General features: G+C 66.2%; 33 protein-coding genes. 30 read left to right on the forward strand and 3 right to left on the reverse strand.

Translation table 11 applies throughout. From position 1 onward, the window contains the following. Positions 1–87: 87 nt before the first annotated feature. From KQ304_RS10255 to KQ304_RS10265, 3 genes are read right to left on the reverse strand one after another with little or no spacing between them, the layout of a single operon-like run. On the reverse strand, positions 88–1788 hold the full coding sequence (locus tag KQ304_RS10255) for an AAA family ATPase (RefSeq protein WP_259736997.1): 1701 nt from the start codon (positions 1786–1788) through the stop codon (positions 88–90). Between the two features lie 26 nt (positions 1789–1814). Next, entirely contained in the window at positions 1815–2870 is a 1056-nt protein-coding gene (locus KQ304_RS10260; protein WP_259736998.1) for an LdpA C-terminal domain-containing domain, read from the reverse strand. After that, positions 2860–3321 carry an NAD(P)H-quinone oxidoreductase subunit N gene (locus tag KQ304_RS10265; RefSeq protein WP_259736999.1) on the reverse strand — a complete coding sequence of 154 codons (462 nt, stop codon included), beginning with the start codon at positions 3319–3321 and terminating at the stop codon, positions 2860–2862. Before KQ304_RS10265 ends, KQ304_RS10260 begins: the two co-directional genes overlap by 11 nt. Before the next feature lie 413 nt (positions 3322–3734). Here KQ304_RS10265 and rplC point away from each other — a divergent pair, with 413 nt between their 5' ends. The 30 genes from rplC to prfA all read left to right on the forward strand — a co-directional run bounded on the left by rplC (position 3735) and on the right by prfA (position 20413). Further along, positions 3735–4382 (forward strand): 50S ribosomal protein L3, encoded by a 648-nt coding sequence (rplC, locus tag KQ304_RS10270; protein ID WP_259737000.1) that lies wholly within the window; start codon positions 3735–3737, stop codon positions 4380–4382. An 11-nt stretch (positions 4383–4393) separates the two neighbouring features. Beyond that, a complete protein-coding gene (gene rplD / locus KQ304_RS10275) occupies positions 4394–5029 on the forward strand; it encodes a 50S ribosomal protein L4 (RefSeq protein WP_259737001.1) in 636 nt (211 codons plus the stop codon). Next, a complete protein-coding gene (locus KQ304_RS10280; RefSeq protein WP_094555099.1) occupies positions 5022–5324 on the forward strand; it encodes a 50S ribosomal protein L23 in 303 nt (100 codons plus the stop codon). The genes rplD and KQ304_RS10280 overlap by 8 nt, the downstream gene beginning before the upstream one ends. Before the next feature lie 15 nt (positions 5325–5339). After that, positions 5340–6203, forward strand: a complete 864-nt coding sequence (rplB, locus tag KQ304_RS10285; protein ID WP_259737002.1) for a 50S ribosomal protein L2 — start codon at positions 5340–5342, stop codon at positions 6201–6203. 35 nt (positions 6204–6238) lie between these two features. Continuing rightward, positions 6239–6514, forward strand: coding sequence for a 30S ribosomal protein S19 (gene rpsS, locus KQ304_RS10290; protein WP_006173352.1), 276 nt, complete (start codon positions 6239–6241; stop codon positions 6512–6514). Positions 6515–6527: 13 nt separating this feature from the next. Then, entirely contained in the window at positions 6528–6887 is a 360-nt protein-coding gene (gene rplV, locus KQ304_RS10295) for a 50S ribosomal protein L22 (protein ID WP_197162137.1), read from the forward strand. A 19-nt stretch (positions 6888–6906) separates the two neighbouring features. Then, positions 6907–7635 carry a 30S ribosomal protein S3 gene (gene rpsC, locus KQ304_RS10300; protein ID WP_094555101.1) on the forward strand — a complete coding sequence of 243 codons (729 nt, stop codon included), beginning with the start codon at positions 6907–6909 and terminating at the stop codon, positions 7633–7635. Positions 7636–7651: 16 nt separating this feature from the next. Next, positions 7652–8113 carry a 50S ribosomal protein L16 gene (gene rplP, locus KQ304_RS10305; protein ID WP_259737003.1) on the forward strand — a complete coding sequence of 154 codons (462 nt, stop codon included), beginning with the start codon at positions 7652–7654 and terminating at the stop codon, positions 8111–8113. Between the two features lie 4 nt (positions 8114–8117). After that, entirely contained in the window at positions 8118–8333 is a 216-nt protein-coding gene (gene rpmC, locus KQ304_RS10310) for a 50S ribosomal protein L29 (protein ID WP_006173348.1), read from the forward strand. Positions 8334–8350: 17 nt separating this feature from the next. After that, positions 8351–8602 carry a 30S ribosomal protein S17 gene (rpsQ, locus tag KQ304_RS10315; protein ID WP_259737004.1) on the forward strand — a complete coding sequence of 84 codons (252 nt, stop codon included), beginning with the start codon at positions 8351–8353 and terminating at the stop codon, positions 8600–8602. A gap of 12 nt (positions 8603–8614) precedes the next feature. Further along, positions 8615–8980 (forward strand): 50S ribosomal protein L14, encoded by a 366-nt coding sequence (gene rplN, locus KQ304_RS10320; protein WP_006173346.1) that lies wholly within the window; start codon positions 8615–8617, stop codon positions 8978–8980. Between the two features lies 1 nt (position 8981). Then, entirely contained in the window at positions 8982–9338 is a 357-nt protein-coding gene (rplX, locus tag KQ304_RS10325) for a 50S ribosomal protein L24 (RefSeq protein ID WP_259737005.1), read from the forward strand. Positions 9339–9422: 84 nt separating this feature from the next. Further along, entirely contained in the window at positions 9423–9962 is a 540-nt protein-coding gene (gene rplE, locus KQ304_RS10330) for a 50S ribosomal protein L5 (protein ID WP_255092219.1), read from the forward strand. A gap of 20 nt (positions 9963–9982) precedes the next feature. Continuing rightward, entirely contained in the window at positions 9983–10384 is a 402-nt protein-coding gene (rpsH, locus tag KQ304_RS10335) for a 30S ribosomal protein S8 (protein WP_259737006.1), read from the forward strand. 15 nt (positions 10385–10399) lie between these two features. Continuing rightward, positions 10400–10939, forward strand: a complete 540-nt coding sequence (gene rplF, locus KQ304_RS10340; protein WP_259737007.1) for a 50S ribosomal protein L6 — start codon at positions 10400–10402, stop codon at positions 10937–10939. 32 nt (positions 10940–10971) lie between these two features. Next, complete coding sequence (rplR, locus tag KQ304_RS10345) at positions 10972–11337, forward strand: 50S ribosomal protein L18 (RefSeq protein ID WP_259737008.1); 366 nt, start codon at positions 10972–10974, stop codon at positions 11335–11337. A 13-nt stretch (positions 11338–11350) separates the two neighbouring features. Beyond that, on the forward strand, positions 11351–12031 hold the full coding sequence (gene rpsE, locus KQ304_RS10350) for a 30S ribosomal protein S5 (protein WP_259737009.1): 681 nt from the start codon (positions 11351–11353) through the stop codon (positions 12029–12031). Between the two features lie 5 nt (positions 12032–12036). Beyond that, positions 12037–12489 carry a 50S ribosomal protein L15 gene (gene rplO / locus KQ304_RS10355; protein ID WP_259737010.1) on the forward strand — a complete coding sequence of 151 codons (453 nt, stop codon included), beginning with the start codon at positions 12037–12039 and terminating at the stop codon, positions 12487–12489. A gap of 134 nt (positions 12490–12623) precedes the next feature. Next, the gene (gene secY / locus KQ304_RS10360; RefSeq protein ID WP_259737011.1) at positions 12624–13940 is read left to right on the forward strand and encodes a preprotein translocase subunit SecY; all 1317 of its coding nucleotides are present in this window, start codon (positions 12624–12626) and stop codon (positions 13938–13940) included. A gap of 44 nt (positions 13941–13984) precedes the next feature. Next, complete coding sequence (locus tag KQ304_RS10365) at positions 13985–14533, forward strand: adenylate kinase (RefSeq protein ID WP_259737012.1); 549 nt, start codon at positions 13985–13987, stop codon at positions 14531–14533. 45 nt (positions 14534–14578) lie between these two features. Continuing rightward, positions 14579–14692, forward strand: coding sequence for a 50S ribosomal protein L36 (gene rpmJ, locus KQ304_RS10370; RefSeq protein ID WP_006173336.1), 114 nt, complete (start codon positions 14579–14581; stop codon positions 14690–14692). 93 nt (positions 14693–14785) lie between these two features. After that, positions 14786–15151 carry a 30S ribosomal protein S13 gene (gene rpsM, locus KQ304_RS10375; RefSeq protein WP_255110680.1) on the forward strand — a complete coding sequence of 122 codons (366 nt, stop codon included), beginning with the start codon at positions 14786–14788 and terminating at the stop codon, positions 15149–15151. Between the two features lie 67 nt (positions 15152–15218). After that, positions 15219–15611: a 30S ribosomal protein S11 gene (rpsK, locus tag KQ304_RS10380; protein WP_071800923.1), complete on the forward strand. Its 393-nt coding sequence runs from the start codon at positions 15219–15221 to the stop codon at positions 15609–15611. A gap of 50 nt (positions 15612–15661) precedes the next feature. Beyond that, positions 15662–16600, forward strand: a complete 939-nt coding sequence (locus KQ304_RS10385) for a DNA-directed RNA polymerase subunit alpha (protein ID WP_259737013.1) — start codon at positions 15662–15664, stop codon at positions 16598–16600. 43 nt (positions 16601–16643) lie between these two features. Further along, positions 16644–16994: a 50S ribosomal protein L17 gene (gene rplQ / locus KQ304_RS10390; protein WP_259737014.1), complete on the forward strand. Its 351-nt coding sequence runs from the start codon at positions 16644–16646 to the stop codon at positions 16992–16994. Beyond that, entirely contained in the window at positions 16991–17899 is a 909-nt protein-coding gene (truA, locus tag KQ304_RS10395; RefSeq protein ID WP_399229159.1) for a tRNA pseudouridine(38-40) synthase TruA, read from the forward strand. Before rplQ ends, truA begins: the two co-directional genes overlap by 4 nt. Before the next feature lie 182 nt (positions 17900–18081). Beyond that, entirely contained in the window at positions 18082–18534 is a 453-nt protein-coding gene (gene rplM / locus KQ304_RS10400; protein ID WP_259737016.1) for a 50S ribosomal protein L13, read from the forward strand. Further along, the gene (gene rpsI, locus KQ304_RS10405) at positions 18531–18938 is read left to right on the forward strand and encodes a 30S ribosomal protein S9 (RefSeq protein ID WP_006173329.1); all 408 of its coding nucleotides are present in this window, start codon (positions 18531–18533) and stop codon (positions 18936–18938) included. Before rplM ends, rpsI begins: the two co-directional genes overlap by 4 nt. A 32-nt stretch (positions 18939–18970) precedes the next feature. Continuing rightward, entirely contained in the window at positions 18971–19243 is a 273-nt protein-coding gene (rpmE, locus tag KQ304_RS10410; protein ID WP_259737017.1) for a 50S ribosomal protein L31, read from the forward strand. 72 nt (positions 19244–19315) lie between these two features. Then, positions 19316–20413: a peptide chain release factor 1 gene (gene prfA, locus KQ304_RS10415; protein WP_259737018.1), complete on the forward strand. Its 1098-nt coding sequence runs from the start codon at positions 19316–19318 to the stop codon at positions 20411–20413. Positions 20414–20417 lie beyond the last annotated feature (4 nt).

Below are 20417 nucleotides of genomic sequence, written 5' to 3' on the forward strand. Positions count from 1 at the left end.
GGTTGCCTTGTTAGTTACCCACAGCGGGCCGTCCTTCGTCAATCTCTGGGGGCCGGTGAGGAAGCCGCTGCCCCCGGGCGCACCGAGTCAGGGGGGAAAGACCCGCAGCCGCCGCAGCTCGCCACTGCCGAATTCAGCACTGCGCAGACCGTAACCATCCACCTGATCCGCCTGAATGCGGCGCACCGACAGGCTGCGGGGCAACAGCTCCACCGGCCGGCCCTGGGGAAGCACCACCTGCTCCACCGCCAGACGGCACTCCTCCATGGCGCCATGGGCGTCGTCGGGGGCGCCAGCAGGGCCTGGGGCGGCAGCCGCGCTGTCCCGGTCACCGGCACGGCGACGCAGCAGCCGCTCCACACCCCTCTGGATCTGGGGAAGGGTGTCAGCCTTGATCACCAGGATCGGCACATGCCGTTCCAGGGCCTGGCTGCGCACCTGCGGTTCGCGGCCCAGCTGCTGGCGCAGGCTCAGCACGGCGTCGGCCTCCTCCAGCTGGCTGGCGCGCTGCACAGGCAGCTGGCGGCTGCGCACCACCTGCTCCAGCAACTGGGGGCTGACCCCGCAGCAGTAGAGGCGCAGGGGCGGGGCCGCAGGGGCCGGTGGTGGCGAGCGTCGATGGGGCGGGAGCAGTTCCGGATCAGGCAGCGGAACCGGCGCCAGGGCCGGGCGACCGGCGGCGGCCGCCACCAGGCCACGGCGGGGCATTCGCGGTGAGGTCGGACCGGTGGGACCGGGCTCGGGATCGTTGAGGCGCAACAGGCCATCACTGCCCAGCTCGCGGACCTGGGGGCGCACCGGCTGTCCCCGCAGCTGCTGATCGACGGTGCGGGCCACATCGCGGTGCACCAGCCAGCGACTGCGGCTGTGCATCTCCACCGCCAGGGGAAAGGTGGGGTCGGCGCAGCGCTCCAGCACTGTTTTCTGGCAGCCGCGCCGACGGGCCTCCTCATCTCCGAGGGTGACCGACTGAATGCCACCGATCAGGTCGGCCAGGGTGGGGTTCTTGATCAGATTGGCCAGCTCGTTGCCATGGGCCGTGGCCACCAGCATCACGCCACGCTCGGCAATGGTGCGGGCCGCCTGGGCCTCGAGTTCGGTGCCGATCTCATCGATCACGATCACCTCGGGCATGTGGTTCTCCACCGCCTCGATCATCACCTGATGCTGCAGCTCAGGCCGCGCCACCTGCATGCGCCGGGCCCGGCCGATGGCGGGATGGGGAATGTCGCCATCACCGGCGATCTCGTTGCTGGTGTCGATCACCACCACCCGCCGCTCCAGGTCGTCGGCCAGCACCCGGGCGATCTCGCGCAGGGCCGTGGTCTTGCCGACGCCAGGCCGGCCCATCAGCAGCAGCGACTGACCACTGTCCAGCAGATCGCGCACCATCTCCACCGTGCCGAACACCGCCCGGCCCACCCGGCAGGTGAGGCCCACCACCTCCCCGCCGCGGTTGCGGATCGCACTGATGCGATGCAGGGTGCGCTCGATGCCGGCCCGGTTGTCGCCACCGAAGGTCCCCAGCCGCTGCACCACCGCCGCCAGGTCGGCCCGATCGATCGGCTGCTGATCCAGCAGCTGAGCTCGGCCTGGATAGCGGGCTTCCGGAGCGCGGCCCAGGTCGAGCACCACCTCCAGCAACTGATCGCGGCTGAAGGGGCTCGCCAGCGCGTCACAGATGCGCTCGGGAAGCACCTCCAGCAGGCGATCGAGATCGTCAGTGATCCGCTGGGGGCTGACGAGCCTGGCGGCGGCGGCCAGGGCGGTGACACTTGGACTGGGCATGGGCACGGCCCCTGTGCCTCGACGTTCTAGCCATCGGCGGCCAGCCAGGGTGAGACCAGCCCCTGAGCCAGCGCCAGGCCCTGGGGCCAGAGGGCCGGTTCATCCAGCAGACGCCGGCCGCGGCGCTCCGCCTCCAGCACCAGCGGGGCCAGCAGCCGGCGGGCCAGCCCGCCAAAGGCCACACCGGCGGCGGCGCTGCGGGCGGCCCGGGGGCCGCCACTGCGCTGGCGCAGCAGCGGCAGGCTGCGGGCATTGGTGCCCCCCGCCAGTTGCAGGGGGCCAGGCGGGGCCAATTCGCGCAGCGCCAGAAGAAGGTTGACGGCGGCATGGGCCGTGCCATCCCCCACATCGCCACTCATTGGACGGCCATCGAGTTGCCAGAGGGGCAGGAAACGATGGCTCCGCAGCAGGGCAAACCGCTGCCAGAGCTCGCTGGCCAGATCCTGCGGGCTGACCGTGGGGCGGCGCCCCTCGGCACCGGCACCGGCTTCGGCGCCACAGCTCACGGCCAGGCGCCGCAGGGGCAGGCCCGAGGCCACCACCTGCTCCAGCCGCCGGCCGAAGGCCTCCCCCCGGCCCAGGCTGGTGTGGATCTCCACCGCGTCCGGGCGCAGACGGGCCAGGAGTCCCGGCACCGCCGCAGCATCCAGCCCATGGCTCCGGGCCTCAATCAGCCCGTGGGGGCAGGCGGGCAGACAGCGGCCACAGCCATAACAGCGCTCCCTGCTCACACCGGCCCCGGCCGGGATGGCTTCGGCCGGGCAGATGCGGGCGCAGGGCCTGGGGCAGTCGGGCGGGCAGCGGCCGGGGTCGAACCAGGCCTTGCGGAAGTGGGGATCCTCGCCATCGCTGAGGCTGAGCATCAGCCAGGGCGGTCTCAGCTGGGGGCGCTGATCACGGGCCCAGCTGAGACCGCGGCGGGCGGCGGCCACCACTGCCTCATCAGCGGCCAGATCGATGCAGTGAACGCCAGCGAGGGCGTAGAGGCCGCAGAGGTCTTCGATGGCAGCGAGATCCTGGTTGCTGGCCCCGCAGATCAACTTGACCCAGCGACCCGAGACCAGGGCCTGCTCAGGCCGCAACCATCGGCTCCAGGGGCGTCCAGCGCAGGCTGCGGGAGCCGCCCAACTCCGCCACGATCTTGAGCCGGGGCTCACGCCTGGTGAGCGAGCAGAGCGACTGCAGCTCGGCTGAGGAGAGCACCTGAGCCTCCAGCAACCAGAGCACCATCGGCTTGGTGCCCTCCAGCAGGGCGCCCAGCTGGGGCATCACCCGCTGCACCTCGCCCACGGCAGCCCCGCGGCCGATGCTGTGGTGACCGAGGTGGGGCGGGCGAACCCCATGGCTCTGAAACAGAAAAACTTCAGGGTCACCCAGGCCCCGGGCGGAGGTGATCTGGGCGCCGTAACCGGCGGCCCGCAGGCGGCGCAGCAGACGGGTCTCGGCGCCTCCTTCCAGGGGGGCGTAGAGGGCCAGGGCGCCGGCCTTCTCCAGGTCCTGACGGAAGCGACGACCGGAGAGCAGCAGAGGCATGGGGCAGCTTCAGAACTGGTGTGGGCAGTCTGGCAGGGAGTGGACGATGTGGGTGTAGGCCGTGGGGTATGGTGGCCTCTTGTGCATCTGATCTGTGCCCGACCGCTAGCCGGGCCTCCAGAGCTGTGCGCGGGATCGTCGCTGGCGACGGTCTCTTCTGGCCAGTGCAGCCAGGCCCGCCGGATTCGTCCGAGCAGTGCCTGATCTGCCGGGATACTGCCGCCTTGCTCAGCAGGCGCGGACAAGTCCCAGCCAACTGTTTCGCCAACCGCTAGCCCACCCGCAATCGCCTTCGAGGTTCGTCCTCCCAGTGGTTCCGGAGCCAGATTTCTGGCCCAGCGCGTCTGCCCGAATCAGTCCTGAGTGGTTCGCACCCCCTGCGCGCCACTGTCCCGCTGGCGTTTCTCCCTCCTATGTCCTTCGGCATCCTTGGGAAGAAACTGGGCATGTCTCAGTTCTTCGACCCCAACGGCAAATCCATCCCGGTCACCGTGATCGAGGCGGGTCCCTGCCGCATCACCCAACTCAAGACTCCCGCCACCGACGGCTACAGCGCCGCTCAGATCGGTTTCGGCGAGGTCCGCGAAAAGCTCGTCAACAAGCCTGCGGCCGGTCACCTGGCCAAATCAGGCGAGGAGCTGCTCCGCCATCTGCAGGAATACCGCCTCGAGTCCCTCGATGGCCTTGAACTCGGCGCTTCCATCACTGTCGAGGCCTTCGAGGCCGGACAGAAGGTGGATGTCAGTGGCGACACGATCGGCCGGGGTTTCTCTGGCTATCAGAAGCGCCACGGCTTCAGCCGCGGTCCGATGACCCACGGCTCCAAGAACCACCGCCAGCCCGGATCCACCGGTGCCGGCACCACGCCGGGTCGTGTCTATCCAGGCAAGCGCATGGCGGGCCGCTACGGCGGCAAGCAGATCACCACCCGCGGCCTCACCATCCTCAAGGTGGATCATGAGCGCAACCTGCTGGTGGTGAAGGGTTCGGTGCCCGGCAAGCCCGGCGCCCTGCTCAGCATCCGTCCCGCCCTGCGGGTCGGCGCCAAGGCCGCGAACTGAGGAGAAATCAGATGGTGAATTGTGTTGTTCGCGATTGGCAGGGCAAGGAGGCCGGCGAGGCCAGCCTTGACCTGAAAGTCGCCAAGAAATCGACCGCTGCTGCCCTGGTCCACCGGGCTGTGGTGCGGCAACTGGCCAATGCTCGACAGGGCACGGCCTGCACCCTCACCCGGGCTGAAGTCCGTGGTGGTGGTCGCAAGCCTTACAAGCAGAAGGGTACGGGTCGAGCCCGTCAGGGATCGATCCGCACGCCTCTGCGTCCCGGCGGTGGCGTGATCTTCGGGCCCAAGCCCCGCAGCTACACCGTGGCGATGAACCGCAAGGAACGTCGTCTGGCCCTGCGCACGGCTTTGATCAGCCGCGCCAGCGACATTCTGGTGGTGAAAGGATTTGCCCCCGATCTTGAGGTTCCCAGAACCAAGGAGATCGTGGCGGCCCTGGAGCGCTGGGAGGTGCCGGCGGGCAGCAAGGTGCTGCTGGTGCTCGATGCACCGACCGATGTGGTGCGCCGTTCGGTGCGCAACCTCGAAAAGGTGAAGCTGATCGCTGCTGATCAGCTCAACGTGTTCGACCTGCTCCACGCCAATGTGCTGGTGTTGAGCGAAGAGGCACTGGCGAAGATTCAGGAGATCTACGGCGATGACTGAACGTTTCAATGGCCGGCTCGCGGATGTGATCCGCAAGCCGCTGATCACCGAGAAAGCCACCCGTGCCCTGGAACTCAACCAGTACACGTTCGAAGTGGATCCCCGGGCTGCCAAACCCGACATCAAGGCCGCCGTCGAACATCTCTTCGATGTGCATGTGGTCGGGGTGAGCACCATGAATCCCCCCCGCCGCAGCCGGCGGGTCGGCCGCTTCGCCGGCAAGCGCGCCCAGGTGAAGAAAGCCGTGGTGCGTCTTGCCCCTGGCGATGCCATCCAGTTGTTCCCAGAGGCCTGAGGGGTCTGAATCGTTATGGCAATCCGCAACTACCGCCCCTACACCCCCGGCACCCGCGGCCGCTCCTCCAGCGACTTCAGCGAGGTGACCGAGCGCCGTCCCGAGCGCACGCTGGTGGTGGCCAAACACCGCAAGAAAGGTCGTAACAACCGCGGTGTGATCACCTGCCGCCACCGCGGCGGTGGCCACAAACGCCTCTACCGTCTCGTCGACTTCCGCCGCGACAAGGTCGGCGTGACCGCCCGGGTGGCCGCCATCCACTACGACCCCCACCGCAATGCGCGGCTGGCGCTGCTCTTCTACACCGACGGCGAAAAGCGCTACATCCTGGCTCCGGCTGGAATCTCGGTGGGCCAGAGCGTCATCTCCGGGCCCGAGGCCCCGATTGAAGTGGGCAATGCCCTGCCGCTATCGGCCATCCCCCTGGGCTCCAGCGTCCACAACGTCGAGCTCTACGCCGGCCGCGGCGGCCAGATGGTGCGCACCGCCGGTGCCAGCGCTCAGGTGATGGCCAAGGAAGGCGACTACGTCGCCCTCAAGCTGCCCTCCACCGAGGTGCGCCTGGTGCGTCGTGAATGCTTCGCCACCCTCGGCGAAGTGGGCAACGCCGAAGTGCGCAACACCAGCCTCGGCAAGGCCGGCCGCACCCGCTGGCTCGGGCGCCGTCCCCAGGTGCGCGGCAGCGTGATGAACCCCTGCGATCACCCCCACGGTGGTGGTGAAGGCCGGGCTCCCATCGGCCGCTCCGGTCCTGTCACCCCCTGGGGCAAGCCCGCCCTGGGCCTGAAAACCCGCAAACGCAACAAGCCCAGCAATCGGTTTGTGCTGCGGAAGCGTCGCCGCACCTCCAAGCGGAGCCGTGGCGGACGGGATTCCTGATGCTCAACACCGCACTGCTGTCTGCCTGATTCGCTATGGGACGTTCACTCAAAAAAGGCCCCTTCGTCGCCGACCACCTGCTGCGCAAGGTCGAAGCGCAGAACAGCGCTGGCGACAAGACTGTGATCAAGACCTGGTCACGGGCCTCCACCATCCTGCCGATGATGATCGGCCACACCATTGCCGTTCACAACGGCAAAAGCCATGTGCCGGTCTATGTGACCGAGCAGATGGTGGGCCACAAGCTGGGGGAATTCGCCCCCACCCGCACCTTCCGGGGCCACATCAAAGACAAAAAAGGTGCCCGTTAAGGAGCGAATCACCATGGCCAACACCACCACCCCCAGCCAAGAAGCCCGCGCCCACGGCCGCTACATCCGCGGTTCCGTTTCCAAGGTGCGCCGGGTACTCGATCAGATCCGCGGCCGCACCTATCGCGAGGCGCTCATCCTGCTCGAGTTCATGCCCTACCGCTCCACCGGACCGATCACCAAGGTGCTTCGCTCCGCCGTGGCCAACGCGGAACACAACATGGGTCTCGACCCAGCCTCTCTCGTGATCAGTACCGCCAGCGCCGACATGGGTCCGTCCCTGAAGCGCTTCCGGCCGCGGGCCCAGGGCCGTGCCTACGCCATCAAAAAACAAACCTGCCACATCAGCATTGCTGTGGCTCCTTCCGCCTGACCCCCGAGGACACCGCCCGATGGGACACAAGATCCATCCAACCGGCCTGCGCCTGGGGATCACCCAGGACCACCGCTCCCGTTGGTACGCCCCCAGCAAGACCTATCCAATCCTCCTCCAGGAGGACGACCGGATTCGTTGCTTCATCCACAAGAAGTACGCCTCAGCCGGCATCAGCGATGTGCTGATCGCCCGCAAGGCCGACCAGCTGGAGGTCGAGCTCAAGACAGCACGCCCCGGTGTGCTGGTGGGCCGCCAGGGCAGCGGCATCGAGGAGCTGCGCGCCGGCATTCAGAAAACCGTCGGTGATCGCAACCGTCAGGTGCGCATCAACGTGGTGGAAGTGGAGCGGGTCGACGCCGATGCCTTCCTGCTGGCCGAGTACATCGCCCAGCAGCTGGAGAAGCGGGTGGCGTTCCGCCGGGTCATGCGCATGACCGTGCAGCGGGCCCAACGGGCCGGCGTGCTCGGCCTCAAGATCCAGGTGAGCGGGCGCCTTAACGGCGCCGAAATCGCCCGGACCGAATGGACCCGGGAAGGCCGGGTCCCGTTGCACACCCTCCGTGCCGACATCGATTACGCCACCAAGGTGGCCACCACCACCTACGGGGTGCTGGGAATCAAGGTGTGGGTGTTCAAAGGTGAGGTGCTTCCTGGTCAACAGGAAAAACTCCCCGTCGGGGCGGCACCACGGCGCCGCGCCAACCGCCGGCCCCAACAGTTCGAAGACCGCTCCAACGAAGAGTGAGCAGGAAGCCTGAACCATGCTGAGTCCACGTCGCGTCAAATTCCGCAAACAGCAGCGAGGCCGCATGTGCGGTGTCGCCACCCGGGGCAACACCATTGCCTTCGGTCAGTTTGCGCTGCAGGCCCAGGAATGCGGGTGGATCACCTCCCGCCAGATTGAGGCCAGCCGCCGGGCCATGACCCGCTACGTCAAGCGGGGCGGGAAGATCTGGATCCGGATCTTCCCCGACAAGCCCGTCACCATGCGCCCCGCCGAAACCCGCATGGGTTCCGGTAAGGGCAACCCCGAGTTCTGGGTGGCTGTGATCAAGCCAGGTCGCATTCTCTTTGAAATGGGCGGTGCCGAAATCACCGAAGCCATTGCCAAGGAGGCCATGCGCCTGGCCCAGTACAAGCTGCCCATCAAGACCAAGTTCCTGGCCCTTGACGAGCAGGCGAGCGCGGTCGAACCGGAGACCACCGTTCCTGTGGAGTCCTGAACCCATGGCCCGTCCTGACATCGCCGAGGTGCGCAAGCTCACCGACGCCGAAATCAGCGAACAGATCAACGCCTGCCGCCGCGATCTCTTCGATCTGCGCTTCCAGCAGGCCACCCGTCGCCTGGAGCACCCCCACCGCTTCAAGGAGAGCCGCATCAAGCTGGCCCACCTGCTGACGGTGCAGAAGGAGCGCCAGAGCTCCGCCCCCTCCGCCTCCTGATCCCCCCCACACCACCTATGGCACTCAAGGAAAGGGTCGGCGTCGTCGTCAGCGACAAGATGGACAAAACAGTGGTGGTGGCGGTTGAAAACCGCTTCCCCCACTCCATCTACCAGAAGACCGTCAGCCGCACCACCCGTTACAAAGCCCACGACGAGGACAACCGTTGTCGCGTGGGTGATCGGGTCCGCATCACCGAAACCCGCCCCCTCAGCCGTACCAAGCGCTGGGCTGTGGCCGAGGTTTTCACACCATCCGGCGCGAGCTGAGGAGACCCCACCATGATTCAACAGGAAACTTTCCTCAACGTCGCTGACAACAGCGGGGCCAAGCGCATCCAGTGCATCCGAGTGCTGGGCACCAACCGTCGCTATGCCCACGTGGGTGATGTGATTGTGGCTGCCGTCAAAGACGCCATGCCCAACATGGGTGTCAAGAAATCGGATGTGGTCAAGGCCGTGGTCGTTCGCACCAGGGCCACCCTGCGTCGCGACACCGGCAATGCGATCCGCTTTGACGACAACGCCGCCGTGATCCTGGGCACCGACAACAACCCCAAAGGCACCCGGGTGTTCGGTCCCGTGGCCAGGGAGCTGCGGGAACGCAACTTCACCAAAATCGTGTCTCTCGCCCCGGAGGTGATCTGAGATGGCCACAGCCACCCCAAAAGCCAGGCCCGTTCAGCGGGTCAAGATGCGCATCCGCAAGGGTGACACCATCAAGGTGATTGCCGGCAAGGACAAGGGCAAGACCGGTGAGGTCCTGCGCACCCTTCCCGAAGCCAACCGTGTGGTCGTTCAGGGCATCAACCTGCGGACCCGCCACATCAAACCCACCCAGGACGGCGAATCCGGCCGGATCCTCACCGAAGAGGCCTCCATCCACGCCTCCAACGTGATGGTGTTCTCCACCGCCAACAACGTTCCCAGCCGGGTGGAGCTCGTCGTCGAAGCCGACGGCACCAAAAAGCGCCGCCTCAAGAAGACGGGTGAAGTTCTTGCCTGACGGCAAGCACGACCGCTCCCATCGCTGAACGCAACCCCGTCCGCTTTCTGACAACGCCCAGAAGCGCATTCCCCCATCCCCGCCATGTCACTCAAACAGCGCTATCGGGAGACGATCCAGCCCAAGTTGCTCAAGGATCTGACTCTCTCGAACATCCATGAAGTCCCCAAGGTGGTGAAGGTCACCGTCAACAGGGGACTTGGCGAAGCCGCCCAGAACGCCAAGGCTCTTGAAGCCTCGATCAGCGAACTGGCCACGATCACCGGACAGAAGGTGGTGGTGACGCGTGCCAAGAAAGCCATCGCCGGCTTCAAGATTCGCCAGGGCATGCCGATTGGCGTGGTCGTCACCCTGCGGGGAGACCGGATGTATGCCTTCCTGGAGCGCCTGATCAACCTGGCCCTGCCACGCATCCGCGATTTTCGTGGGGTCAGCCCCAAGAGCTTTGACGGGCGCGGCAACTACACCCTGGGGGTGCGGGAGCAGATCATCTTCCCCGAAATCTCCTACGACAAGATCGACGCCATCCGTGGCATGGACATCACCATCGTGACCAGCGCCCGCAACGACGAAGAGGGCCGGGCCCTCCTCCGCGAGATGGGAATGCCGTTCCGCAGCAACTGAGCCCTCCTCGGATCCCAACCATGGCCAATCACGACCCGATTTCCGACATGCTCACCCGCATCCGCAATGCGAGTGAGAAGAAGCACCAGACCACCAAGGTGCCCGCTTCACGCCTTTCCCACAGCATCGCCAAGGTGCTGCAGCACGAAGGTTTCATCGCCCAGATCAGCGAGGAAGGAGAAGGCGTCGAACGCTTCCTCGTGCTCGAGCTGAAGTACAGCGGTAAGCATCGTCAGCCCACCATCCGCTCGGTGCAGCGGGTCAGCAAGCCTGGCCTGCGCATCTACAAGAACAACCGTCAGCTTCCCAAGGTCCTCGGTGGCCTCGGTGTGGCGATCATCTCCACGTCCAAAGGGGTGATGAGTGACCGTGATGCCCGCAAGCAGGGCGTCGGCGGCGAAGTGCTTTGCTACATCTATTGATCAGGGAGTCGATCCATGTCTCGTATTGGTAAAGCGCCGATCCCCATCCCCGAGAAGGTGAACGTCACCTTGTCTGGTCTTGCGGTCACGGTCAAAGGTCCCAAGGGTGAGCTCCAGCGCACCCTCCCCGATGGTGTGGCGGTCAGCCAGCAGGAGAACACCCTGGTGGTCACCCCCTCCAATGGCAGCCGTCGCTCCCGCGAGCGTCACGGTCTCTGCCGCACCCTCGTCGCCAACATGGTCGAGGGCGTCAGCCAGGGCTTCACCCGCAAGCTCGAGATCATCGGCGTGGGCTACCGCGCCCAGGTCCAGGGCCGCAAGCTCGTGGTCACCGCCGGCTACAGCCACCCCGTGGAGGTCAATCCTCCCGAAGGCGTGAGCTTCACGGTCGAAGGCACCACCCAGGTCATCGTCTCTGGGGCCAACAAGGAGCTGGTGGGCAATGAAGCCGCCAAGATCCGCGCCATCCGGCCGCCCGAGCCCTACAAGGGCAAGGGCATCAAGTACGCGGGTGAGCGCATCCTGCGCAAGGCCGGCAAGACCGGTAAGAAATGAGGCCTGCCTGAGCGTTCCCACCCTGTACTGCCATGTCCACCCTTTCCAGAAAACAGCAGACTCAGAAGCGTCACCGCCGTCTGCGTCGTCATCTCAACGGAACCTCCGTCCGCCCGCGGCTGGCTGTGTTCCGCTCCAACAACCACATCTACGCCCAGGTCATCGACGACGACGCCCAGACCACCCTCTGCGCGGCCTCGACCCTCGACAAGGATCTGCGCACCAGCCTCGAGTCCTGTGCCTCCTGTGACGCCTCCGTTGCCGTAGGCCAGTTGCTGGCCACCCGCGCCATCGCCAAGGGGATCCAGCAGGTGGTCTTCGACCGCGGTGGCAACCTGTACCACGGCCGGGTCAAGGCCCTCGCCGATGCCGCCCGGGAAGCGGGCCTTCAGTTCTGAACCGCCTCCAACCATGACCGAAACCAACGAACAGACCAGATCCAGCGACGTTCCCTCTGCGGCCGTCGGCGTTCCTGCGGCCAGCGAAGGCCAGCAACAGGAGCGTCGTGGCGGTGGCGGCGGCGGAAACCGCGGTGGCGGCGGCGGCGGTGATCGTCGCGGCGGCGGCGGCGGCGGGCGCCGGGGCGACAACCGCCGTGGCCAGGAGCGCGACTCCGAATGGCAGGAGCGCGTGGTTCAGATCCGCCGCGTCTCCAAGACCGTCAAGGGCGGCAAGAAGATGAGCTTCCGCGCCATCGTCGTGGTCGGCAACGAGCGCGGCCAGGTCGGTGTGGGCGTTGGCAAGGCAGGTGATGTGATCGGCGCCGTGCGCAAGGGCGTGGCCGATGGCAAAAAGCACCTGGTCAAGGTCCCCCTGACCCGCACCAGCTCGATCCCCACCAACGGCCATGGCGTCGATGGTGCCGCCAGCATCCTGATGCGTCCGGCAGCCCCCGGTACCGGCGTGATCGCGGGCGGCTCGATCCGCACCGTGCTGGAGCTGGCCGGAATCAAGAACGTGCTGGCCAAGCGCCTCGGCAGCAAGACTCCCCTCAACAACGCCCGCGCCACCATCCAGGCGCTGCAGTCTCTGCGCACCCACAAAGAGACGGCCAAGGAACGGGGCATCTCCCTCGAGCAGATTTACTCCTGAGCCCCATGACCCTCTCTCTCAGCACCCTCACTCCCCAGACCGGGTCCCGCCGCCGCAAGCTGCGCAAAGGTCGTGGCATCGCCGCCGGCCAGGGCGCCAGCTGCGGTTTCGGCATGCGCGGCCAGAAGTCCCGCTCAGGCCGTCCCACCCGCCCCGGCTTCGAGGGTGGCCAGATGCCCCTCTACCGGCGGCTGCCCAAGCTGAAGCACTTCCCCCTGGTGAACCCCAAGCACTTCACCGTGCTGAATGTGGGCAAGCTGGCCGACCTCGCCGCTGGCAGCACCGTCAACCTCGACAGCCTCGTGGCTGATGGCCTGGTCACCAGCCCCAAGCATCCGTTGAAAATCCTCGGCAGCGGCGAACTGAGCGTCAAGCTCAATGTCGAGGCGGCGGGCTTCACCGCCTCGGCCCGCGCCAAGATCGAGGCAGCCGGTGGCACCTGCGAGCTGATCCACTGATCAGCCAACCCCGGATCCCTGATCGCTCAGGGATCTGTCAGGCATCCAGCCGTCTGCCACCGTTCTTCGGATGAGCAGGCGGCTTTGCCGTCGTTGCCTCCTCTCCGCCAGCCCGTCCCTCGACCCTTCTCGCCATGCTCGTCAGCCGGGGCCGTAACCCCAGTGCCGCGGAAATCATCACCCAGGTGATTCAGTCCAAGGGACTGAGGGATCGGGTTCTCACCACCCTGGGGCTGCTGTTACTCGTGCGTCTGGGGATCTACATCCCCATGCCGGGCATCGACCGGGTGGCCTTTCAGCAGTTCATCGAGCAGGGGGGCCAGCTGATCGGCTTCCTCGACATCTTCACCGGCGGTGGCATCTCCACCCTCGGGATCTTCGCCCTGGGGATCCTGCCGTTCATCAACGCCTCGATCATCCTGCAGCTGCTGACCGCGGCGCTGCCTCAGCTCGAGGACCTGCAGAAGAACGAAGGTGAAGCCGGTCGGCGCAAGATCGCTCAGATCACCCGCTATGTGGCCCTGGGCTGGGGCCTGCTGCAAAGCACGGTCTTTGCGCTGATCCTGCGCCAGTACGCCCTCCCCGGTATCCCCGTGCCGGTGTTCGTGATTCAGACCACCCTCGCCCTGGTGACCGGCGCGATGGTGGTGATGTGGATCAGCGAAGTGATCACCGAACGGGGCATTGGCCAGGGGGCCTCCCTGGTGATCTTCGTGAACATCGTTGCCACCCTTCCCAGGGCCCTCGGCTCCACGGTCAAGCTGGCTGAGAGCGGCGACCGAGCCACCATCGGCGGGATCGTGGTGCTGGTGCTGATCTTCCTGGTCACGATCGTGGGCATCATTTTCGTTCAGGAAGGCAGCCGCCGCATCCCGATCGTCAGCGCCAAGCGCCAGGTGGGTCAGGCCAGCCTCGCCAGCCGCCAGAGCTATCTGCCGCTGAAGCTCAACGCCGGCGGCGTCATGCCGATCATTTTCGCTTCGGCGGTGGTCTTCCTCCCCCTCACGATCGCCAACATCACCCGGGCCCCCTGGTTGATACAGCTGGCGGGCTACCTCAACCCCAACAGCAGCACCCCCTGGCTCTACGCCCTGGTTTTCTTTGCCTTGATCTGCGGCTTCTCACTCTTCTATGCCTCGCTGACCATCAACCCCATCGACATCGCCACCAACCTCAAGCGAGGGGGTGTGGCGATCCCAGGGGTGCGGCCGGGATCCGCCACCGCCCAATACCTGAGCGGCGTGCAGAACCGGCTCACCCTGCTGGGGGGTCTCTTCCTCGGGGCGGTGGCGATCATCCCCTCCGCCGTGGAGGGCGCCACCCAGGTGCGCACCTTCCAGGGGCTGGGGGCCACCTCTCTGTTGATCCTGGTCGGCGTGGCCATCGACACCGCCAAGCAGGTCCAGACCTACGTGATCTCCCAGCGCTATGAGGGCATGGTGCGGGAGTGATCCACACCGGCCCAGAGCTGCCCCATCCCGTTCCCGTTCCCGTCATGTCCGATCGCTTTCTTTTCCTCGGCCCCCCAGGAGCCGGCAAGGGCACCCAGGCCCAGGTGCTGGCCGCCGACCGTGGCCTGCTCCACCTGTCCACCGGCGAGCTGTTGCGCGCCGAAGTGCAGGCGGGCACGGAGCTCGGCGCTGAAGCCCAGTCCGTGATGGCCAGGGGCGAGCTGGTGAGCGATGCCCTGGTGCTGGCGATCGTGAGGGCACGCCTGCTCAGCCATGACGGCGGCTGGCTGCTGGATGGCTTTCCCCGCAACCTGGCCCAGGCCGAAGCCCTCAGCCAGCTGCTCCAGGAGCTGAACCAGCCGATCGAGCATGTGGTACTGCTGCAGCTCGACGACGGGATCCTCTTGCAGCGGCTGCTCAGCCGTGGACGCGACGACGACAATGAAGCGGTGATCCGCAACCGCCTGGAGGTCTACCGCGAGCAGACCGAGCCCCTGATCGCCTTCTATCGCCAACTGGGGCTGATCCGGGAGGTGGAGGCGGAAGGCGACGTCCAGGCCGTCGCTGGGAGGATCAGCTCAGTGGTGAGTTGACCATTGTGATACGTTAGCTGTTTGCAAAGTGGAGAGCCGCCGCCCATGAAGGTGCGTGCCTCAGTCAAGAAGATGTGCGACAAGTGCCGCGTGATTCGTCGCCACGGCCGGGTGATGGTGATCTGCACCAATCCCAAGCACAAGCAACGCCAGGGCTGATCCGCCCAGCGTTCTTCCTCCCAAGTGCCTTTCGAGGCACTTCGCCCTGCCCTCTGTGGCCGGGCCCCCTCTGCCCAACTGAATCGTTTTTTCGTGGCTCGGATTGCCGGTGTCGATATCCCTCGCGACAAGAGGGTCGAGATTTCTCTCACATACGTCTACGGGGTCGGGCTCAACCGCGCCCAGAAGATTCTGGCGAAGGCCGGCGTCAACCCGGACATCCGCGTCAAGGACCTCGACGACGGGGACGTCCAGAAACTGCGTGCAGCGGCCGAAAGCTTCACCCTCGAGGGTGATCTGCGCCGTCAGGAAGGCATGGCCCTCAAGCGGCTGCAGGACATCGGCTGCCTCCGTGGTCGCCGCCACCGCATGGGGCTGCCCGTGCGCGGTCAACGCACCCGCACCAATGCCCGCACCCGCCGCGGCGCCCGCAAGACCGTGGCCGGCAAGAAGAAGTAAGCCGCCCGCCTGAGTCCGGCTCCGCCGCTCAGTCCCACCACCCCATCACCCCACCAGGCCCCCGTCCATGGCGAAGCCAGCCAAGAAAACCGGCGCAAAGAAGACCAAGCGCAATGTGCCCAACGGTGTGGCACACATCCAGAGCACCTTCAACAACACCATCGTCTCGATCACCGACTCGGCCGGTGAGGTGATCTCCTGGTCTTCGGCCGGCGCCAGCGGCTTCAAGGGAGCTCGCAAGGGCACCCCCTTCGCGGCCCAGACCGCGGCTGAAGCCGCCGGCCGCCGGGCCCTGGACCAGGGGATGCGTCAGATCGAGGTTCTGGTCCGTGGTCCGGGTTCCGGCCGTGAAACCGCCATCCGCGCCCTGCAGGTGGCCGGCCTTGAGATCACCCTGATCCGGGACGTCACCCCTCTGCCTCACAACGGCTGCCGTCGCTCCAAGCGCCGCCGGGTCTGAGTATCCGTTTCCAGCCGCTCCTCGGCGTTCCTCTTCACCACCATCAGGCCGTGCATCAGTATCAGATCGATCGGGTCGAGCATCAAATCGCCGACGACCGCTCCCAGACCGGTGTGTTCGTGATCGGGCCCCTCGACCGGGGTCAGGCCGTCACCCTCGGCAACGCCCTGCGGCGTGTGCTGATGGGAGGCATGGAGGGCAGCGCCATCACCGCCGTCCGCATTGCCGGCGTCAACCATGAGTACGCCACCATCCCCGGTGTGCGTGAAGACGTCCTCGACATCCTGCTGAACTGCAAGGAAGTGGTCGTCAACAGCCGCAACCGCGATCTTGAGATCGGTCGGCTGATCATCAACGGCCCCGCCACCGTCACCGCCGCCGACCTTCAGTTTTCCTCCCAGGTTCAGATCATCGATTTCGATCGGCCGATCGCCACCGTGGCCGAAGGCCATTCTCTGGAGCTGGAAGTGCATGTGGAGCGGGGCGTCGGCTATCGGCCGGTGGATCGTCACCACGAGGACACCAACGCCATTGATCTGCTGCAGATCGATGCGGTCTTCATGCCCGTACGCCGGGTCAACTACACCGTTGATGAAACGGCCGTTGGTGAAGGCGGTTCAGCCCGCGAGCGCCTGCGCCTGGAAATCGTCACCAGCGGCTCGATCACTCCTGACGACGCCATGGCCCAGGCGGCCAATCAGCTGATCCAGCTGTTCCAGCCCCTGGCCAGCCTGACCATGGTCGAGGAGCCGGGCCTGGAACCTGAACCTTCGGCTGAGAGCCAGATTCCCCTGGAGGAGCTGAACCTCTCGGTTCGGGCCTACAACTGCCTGAAGCGAGCCCAGGTCAATTCGGTCTCTGATCTGATGGGCTTCAGTTACGAAGATCTGCTCGAGATCAAGAACTTCGGTTCCAAGTCGGCGGATGAGGTGATCGAAGCGCTGGAGCGCATCGGCATCTCCCTGCCCCAGAGCCGCACCACCGCCTGAGCGGCGCCCTTTCCCCCCTTTCCCTTTTCCATTCCCCGGAACCATGCGACACCAGTGCCGCGTCCCCCTGCTCGGACGACCCGCCGACCAACGCAAGGCCCTCCTGCGTGGCCTCACCACCCAGTTGATCCGTGAAGGCCGCGTCACCACCACCAAGACCCGCGCCAAGGCCCTGCGCAACGAGGCCGAGCGCATGATCACCCTCGCCAAAGACGGCACCCTGGCGGCCCGCCGTCGGGCCATGGGCTACATCTTCGACAAGCAGCTGGTGCACTCCCTGTTCGACAAAGCCCAGGAGCGCTACGGCGAACGCAACGGCGGCTACACCCGTATCATCCGCACCGTTCCCCGCCGGGGTGACAACGCCGAAATGGCCATCATCGAGCTGGTCTGACGCCCAACGCCCACGCCACCTTGCCCTTGTGCTCCGAGCAGAGATCGATCCAGCGGGTCGCCCTCTGCCTGCAGTACGAGGGTTCTTCTTTTTGCGGTTGGCAGCGCCAGAGCCATCAGCCCAGCGTGCAGGAGACCCTGGAGCAAGCCCTGGCCAGACTCGATCCGCACCGCCCCACGCGGGCCATGGCCGCCGGCCGGACCGACAGCGGCGTTCATGCGGCGGGCCAGGTGGTTCATTTTGATGCCAGCGGGCCGATTCCCGCCCGGCGCTGGGCCGCTGCTCTCAATGGCCACCTGCCGCCCTCCATCAGGGTCAGGGCCGCCGCCAGCGTTCCCCTCGACTGGCACGCTTGCTTTTCTGCGCGTTATCGCCGCTACCGCTACACGCTTTACAACGGGCGCAGAGCCAATCTTTTCCTCTCCCCCTGGAGCTGGCACTGCTACCGGCAGCGCCTCGATGAGCGCGCCATGGCCTGCGCCCTGCGTGGATTACTGGGCTTCCATGATTTCAGCGCCTTCCAGCGGGCCGGCAGCCGCCGGCCCAATGCCCTCACCACCGTGCAGGCCGTGAGCCTGGAGCGCCATGGCGACCTGGTGGTGGCCGAGCTCCAGGCCAGCGGCTTTCTCTACGGAATGGTGCGACTGATCATGGGCCAGCTGGTGGCGGTGGGAGAGGGGACGCTCAGCCTGGCCGACTTCGAGCGACGCTGGCGCGACCGGGCCCGCGCCGAGGTCAGAGAAGCGGCCCCAGCCCATGGGCTTTGCCTGCTGAGGGTGGGCTATCCCACGCCTCCTTTCCCCTGGCCTGCCTGGTACGATGGCCAACCGCGGCACTGGCTGGAAGGCCAGGATTCGCCTGGGCGTCCTTGGCCTGAGCCTGCCCACGCTGTTCAACAGCGTTGAGGCCAGTTCAAGACTGGATCCATCCATCCAGCGCGATCCCGGAAACGGGTGAGCGGGCCACAGGTTAGGCTCAGGAATTGCGTGTCGCGCTGTTGGGTTCACCCAACGATGCGGCCCTCCCGCCCCATGTCCAGCCCCATCCTCCGGGATGGTGCCTTACTCCGATCCGGCCCGCCGGTGCGATGAACAAGACATCCGTTCCCTCTCTCGATTCCCTCGACCGCCAGTGGTTCCTGGTGGACGCCGAGAATCAGACCCTCGGCCGTCTGGCCACCGAGGTGGCCAGTGTGCTGCGTGGCAAGAACAAGCCCACCTTCACACCCCACCTGGACACCGGTGACTTCGTGGTCATCATCAACGCCGACAAGATCCGCATCAGCGGCAACAAGGCCAGCCAGAAGATCTATCGCCGTCACTCCGGTCGTCCCGGCGGCATGAAGACCGAAACCTTCGAGGCGCTGCAGGCTCGCCTGCCCGAGCGCATCGTCGAGAAGGCCATCAAGGGCATGCTTCCCCACAATGCCCTCGGCCGTCAGTTGTTCCGCAAGCTGAAGGTCTACAAGGGTGCTGAGCATCCCCACACCGCCCAGCAGCCCCAGGTTCTGGCCCTCGATCCTTCCGCCACCGCCCAATGAGCACCGCTTCCAACCGCGTCGTCTACTGGGGAACAGGTCGTCGTAAAACGGCTGTAGCCCGTGTGCGGGTCGTGCCCGGCACCGGCTCGATCACCATCAATGGCCGCCCCGGCGACAATTACCTCAACTACAACCCCAGCTACCTCAGCGCGGTGAAGGCTCCCCTGGACACCCTGGGGCTCTCTGCCGAGTACGACCTGCTGGTCAACGTCAAAGGTGGTGGCCTCACCGGCCAGGCCGATGCCATCAAGCAGGGAGCCGCCCGTGCCCTCTGTGAGCTCTCGCCGGACAACCGCAAGCCCCTCAAGACCGAAGGCCACCTCAGCCGCGATCCCCGCGCCAAGGAGCGTCGCAAGTACGGCCTCAAGAAAGCCCGTAAGGCGCCCCAGTTCTCCAAGCGCTGATCCTTTTCTTCCGCATTCAGCCCACTCCAGCCATGCCTAAGGCCGACATCCATCCCACCTGGTATTCCGATGCCAAGGTGATCTGCAACGGAGAGGTGGTGATGACCACCGGCTCCACCCAGCCCGAGCTGCACGTGGACGTGTGGAGTGGCAACCACCCCTTCTACACCGGTACCCAGAAGATCCTCGACACCGAGGGACGCGTGGACCGCTTCATGCGCAAGTACGGCATGGCCAGCACCGACAACGCCAGCGGTGAGGCTGCCGTAGAAGCAGCCAAGCCTGAGGCCGAGGTTCAGACCTGATCCATTCAGGTTCGTTTCTCAAGCCGGACGCCCACGGGTGTCCGGCTTTGTGCTGTCTGCTCACCCATCTCCATGGATCCTTCGCTGCTGCGTGAGCGCCTTGAGGCTGCCGATCGCACCTTCCACGCGCTTGAGCGGCAGCTGGCCGATCCTGCCGTGGCCGCCGACCCCAACGAGCTGCGCCGCCTCTCCAAGGAACGGGCCAGACTCGAGCCGCTGGCCACCGGGCTCAGTCAGTGGCAAGGCCTGCAGCAGCAGCAGCAGGACGCCCAGCAACTGGCGCGCCAAAGCAAAGGGGAGCCCGAGATGGAGGCCCTGATCCAGGAGGAGCTCGCCCAGCTGAGCGGTCAGCTGGGCGAGCTTGAGCAGCAACTCACCGTGGCCCTGCTCCCCAGCGATCCCCGCGATGAACGCAGCGTGATGCTGGAGATCCGCGCCGGCACCGGCGGAGATGAGGCCGCTCTGTGGGCAGGCGATCTGGCCCGGATGTACGAGCGCTTCGCCCAGACTGTGGGCTGGAGCGTGCAGCCCCTGAGCGCCTCGGAATCCGACCTGGGCGGGTTCAAGGAACTGATCCTGGCCATCCGCGGCGAGGGGGTCTACAGCCAGCTCAAGTACGAAGCCGGCGTGCACCGGGTCCAGCGAGTTCCCGCCACCGAGTCCCAGGGTCGGGTGCACACCTCCACCGCCACCGTGGCGGTGATGCCCGAGGCCGATCCGGTGGAGGTCCAGCTCGATCCCGCGGATCTCGACATCAGCACAGCCCGCTCAGGCGGCGCCGGCGGTCAGAACGTCAACAAGGTGGAAACGGCGGTGGATCTGCTGCACAAGCCAACGGGCATCCGGGTGTTCTGCACCCAGGAGCGCTCGCAACTGCAGAACCGGGAGCGGGCCCTGGAAATCCTGCGGGCCAAGCTGCTGGAGCGGCAGCTGGCGGAGGCCGCCGCCGCCGAGAGTTCCGCCCGCCGTGCCCAGGTGGGCAGCGGCGAGCGCAGCGAAAAGATCCGCACCTACAACGCCAAGGACAACCGGGTCACCGACCACCGGCTGGGACGCAACTTCGCGCTGGAGCCGGTGCTGCAGGGCCAGCTGGCCGAAGTGATCGGCGCCTGCGTGGCGGCGGAACAGAGGGCCCTGATGGAACAGTTGGTGGCCGAGGGTGTCTCCTAGGCCG

This window comes from Synechococcus sp. CS-1329 (genome assembly GCF_025128055.1).
In the GTDB taxonomy this organism is placed as follows: Bacteria; Cyanobacteriota; Cyanobacteriia; order PCC-6307; family Cyanobiaceae; genus Regnicoccus_A.

Coding starts and splice junctions, on each gene's coding strand:
- rplQ (WP_259737014.1), top strand. CDS start 16,644: ATGCGACACCAGTGCCGCGTCCCCCTGCTCGGACGACCCGCCGACCAA.
- rpsH (WP_259737006.1), top strand. CDS start 9,983: ATGGCCAATCACGACCCGATTTCCGACATGCTCACCCGCATCCGCAAT.
- rplV (WP_197162137.1), top strand. CDS start 6,528: ATGGCCAACACCACCACCCCCAGCCAAGAAGCCCGCGCCCACGGCCGC.
- KQ304_RS10255 (WP_259736997.1), bottom strand. CDS start 1,788: ATGCCCAGTCCAAGTGTCACCGCCCTGGCCGCCGCCGCCAGGCTCGTC.
- rplO (WP_259737010.1), top strand. CDS start 12,037: ATGACCCTCTCTCTCAGCACCCTCACTCCCCAGACCGGGTCCCGCCGC.
- rplP (WP_259737003.1), top strand. CDS start 7,652: ATGCTGAGTCCACGTCGCGTCAAATTCCGCAAACAGCAGCGAGGCCGC.
- rplR (WP_259737008.1), top strand. CDS start 10,972: ATGTCCACCCTTTCCAGAAAACAGCAGACTCAGAAGCGTCACCGCCGT.
- rpsI (WP_006173329.1), top strand. CDS start 18,531: ATGAGCACCGCTTCCAACCGCGTCGTCTACTGGGGAACAGGTCGTCGT.
- KQ304_RS10265 (WP_259736999.1), bottom strand. CDS start 3,321: ATGCCTCTGCTGCTCTCCGGTCGTCGCTTCCGTCAGGACCTGGAGAAG.
- rpmC (WP_006173348.1), top strand. CDS start 8,118: ATGGCCCGTCCTGACATCGCCGAGGTGCGCAAGCTCACCGACGCCGAA.
- secY (WP_259737011.1), top strand. CDS start 12,624: ATGCTCGTCAGCCGGGGCCGTAACCCCAGTGCCGCGGAAATCATCACC.
- rpsS (WP_006173352.1), top strand. CDS start 6,239: ATGGGACGTTCACTCAAAAAAGGCCCCTTCGTCGCCGACCACCTGCTG.
- rplC (WP_259737000.1), top strand. CDS start 3,735: ATGTCCTTCGGCATCCTTGGGAAGAAACTGGGCATGTCTCAGTTCTTC.
- rpsC (WP_094555101.1), top strand. CDS start 6,907: ATGGGACACAAGATCCATCCAACCGGCCTGCGCCTGGGGATCACCCAG.
- prfA (WP_259737018.1), top strand. CDS start 19,316: ATGGATCCTTCGCTGCTGCGTGAGCGCCTTGAGGCTGCCGATCGCACC.
- rpsQ (WP_259737004.1), top strand. CDS start 8,351: ATGGCACTCAAGGAAAGGGTCGGCGTCGTCGTCAGCGACAAGATGGAC.
- rplX (WP_259737005.1), top strand. CDS start 8,982: ATGGCCACAGCCACCCCAAAAGCCAGGCCCGTTCAGCGGGTCAAGATG.
- rpsK (WP_071800923.1), top strand. CDS start 15,219: ATGGCGAAGCCAGCCAAGAAAACCGGCGCAAAGAAGACCAAGCGCAAT.
- rplD (WP_259737001.1), top strand. CDS start 4,394: ATGGTGAATTGTGTTGTTCGCGATTGGCAGGGCAAGGAGGCCGGCGAG.
- rplF (WP_259737007.1), top strand. CDS start 10,400: ATGTCTCGTATTGGTAAAGCGCCGATCCCCATCCCCGAGAAGGTGAAC.
- KQ304_RS10365 (WP_259737012.1), top strand. CDS start 13,985: ATGTCCGATCGCTTTCTTTTCCTCGGCCCCCCAGGAGCCGGCAAGGGC.
- rplB (WP_259737002.1), top strand. CDS start 5,340: ATGGCAATCCGCAACTACCGCCCCTACACCCCCGGCACCCGCGGCCGC.
- rplM (WP_259737016.1), top strand. CDS start 18,082: ATGAACAAGACATCCGTTCCCTCTCTCGATTCCCTCGACCGCCAGTGG.
- rplN (WP_006173346.1), top strand. CDS start 8,615: ATGATTCAACAGGAAACTTTCCTCAACGTCGCTGACAACAGCGGGGCC.
- rpmE (WP_259737017.1), top strand. CDS start 18,971: ATGCCTAAGGCCGACATCCATCCCACCTGGTATTCCGATGCCAAGGTG.
- KQ304_RS10280 (WP_094555099.1), top strand. CDS start 5,022: ATGACTGAACGTTTCAATGGCCGGCTCGCGGATGTGATCCGCAAGCCG.
- rplE (WP_255092219.1), top strand. CDS start 9,423: ATGTCACTCAAACAGCGCTATCGGGAGACGATCCAGCCCAAGTTGCTC.
- rpsE (WP_259737009.1), top strand. CDS start 11,351: ATGACCGAAACCAACGAACAGACCAGATCCAGCGACGTTCCCTCTGCG.
- rpmJ (WP_006173336.1), top strand. CDS start 14,579: ATGAAGGTGCGTGCCTCAGTCAAGAAGATGTGCGACAAGTGCCGCGTG.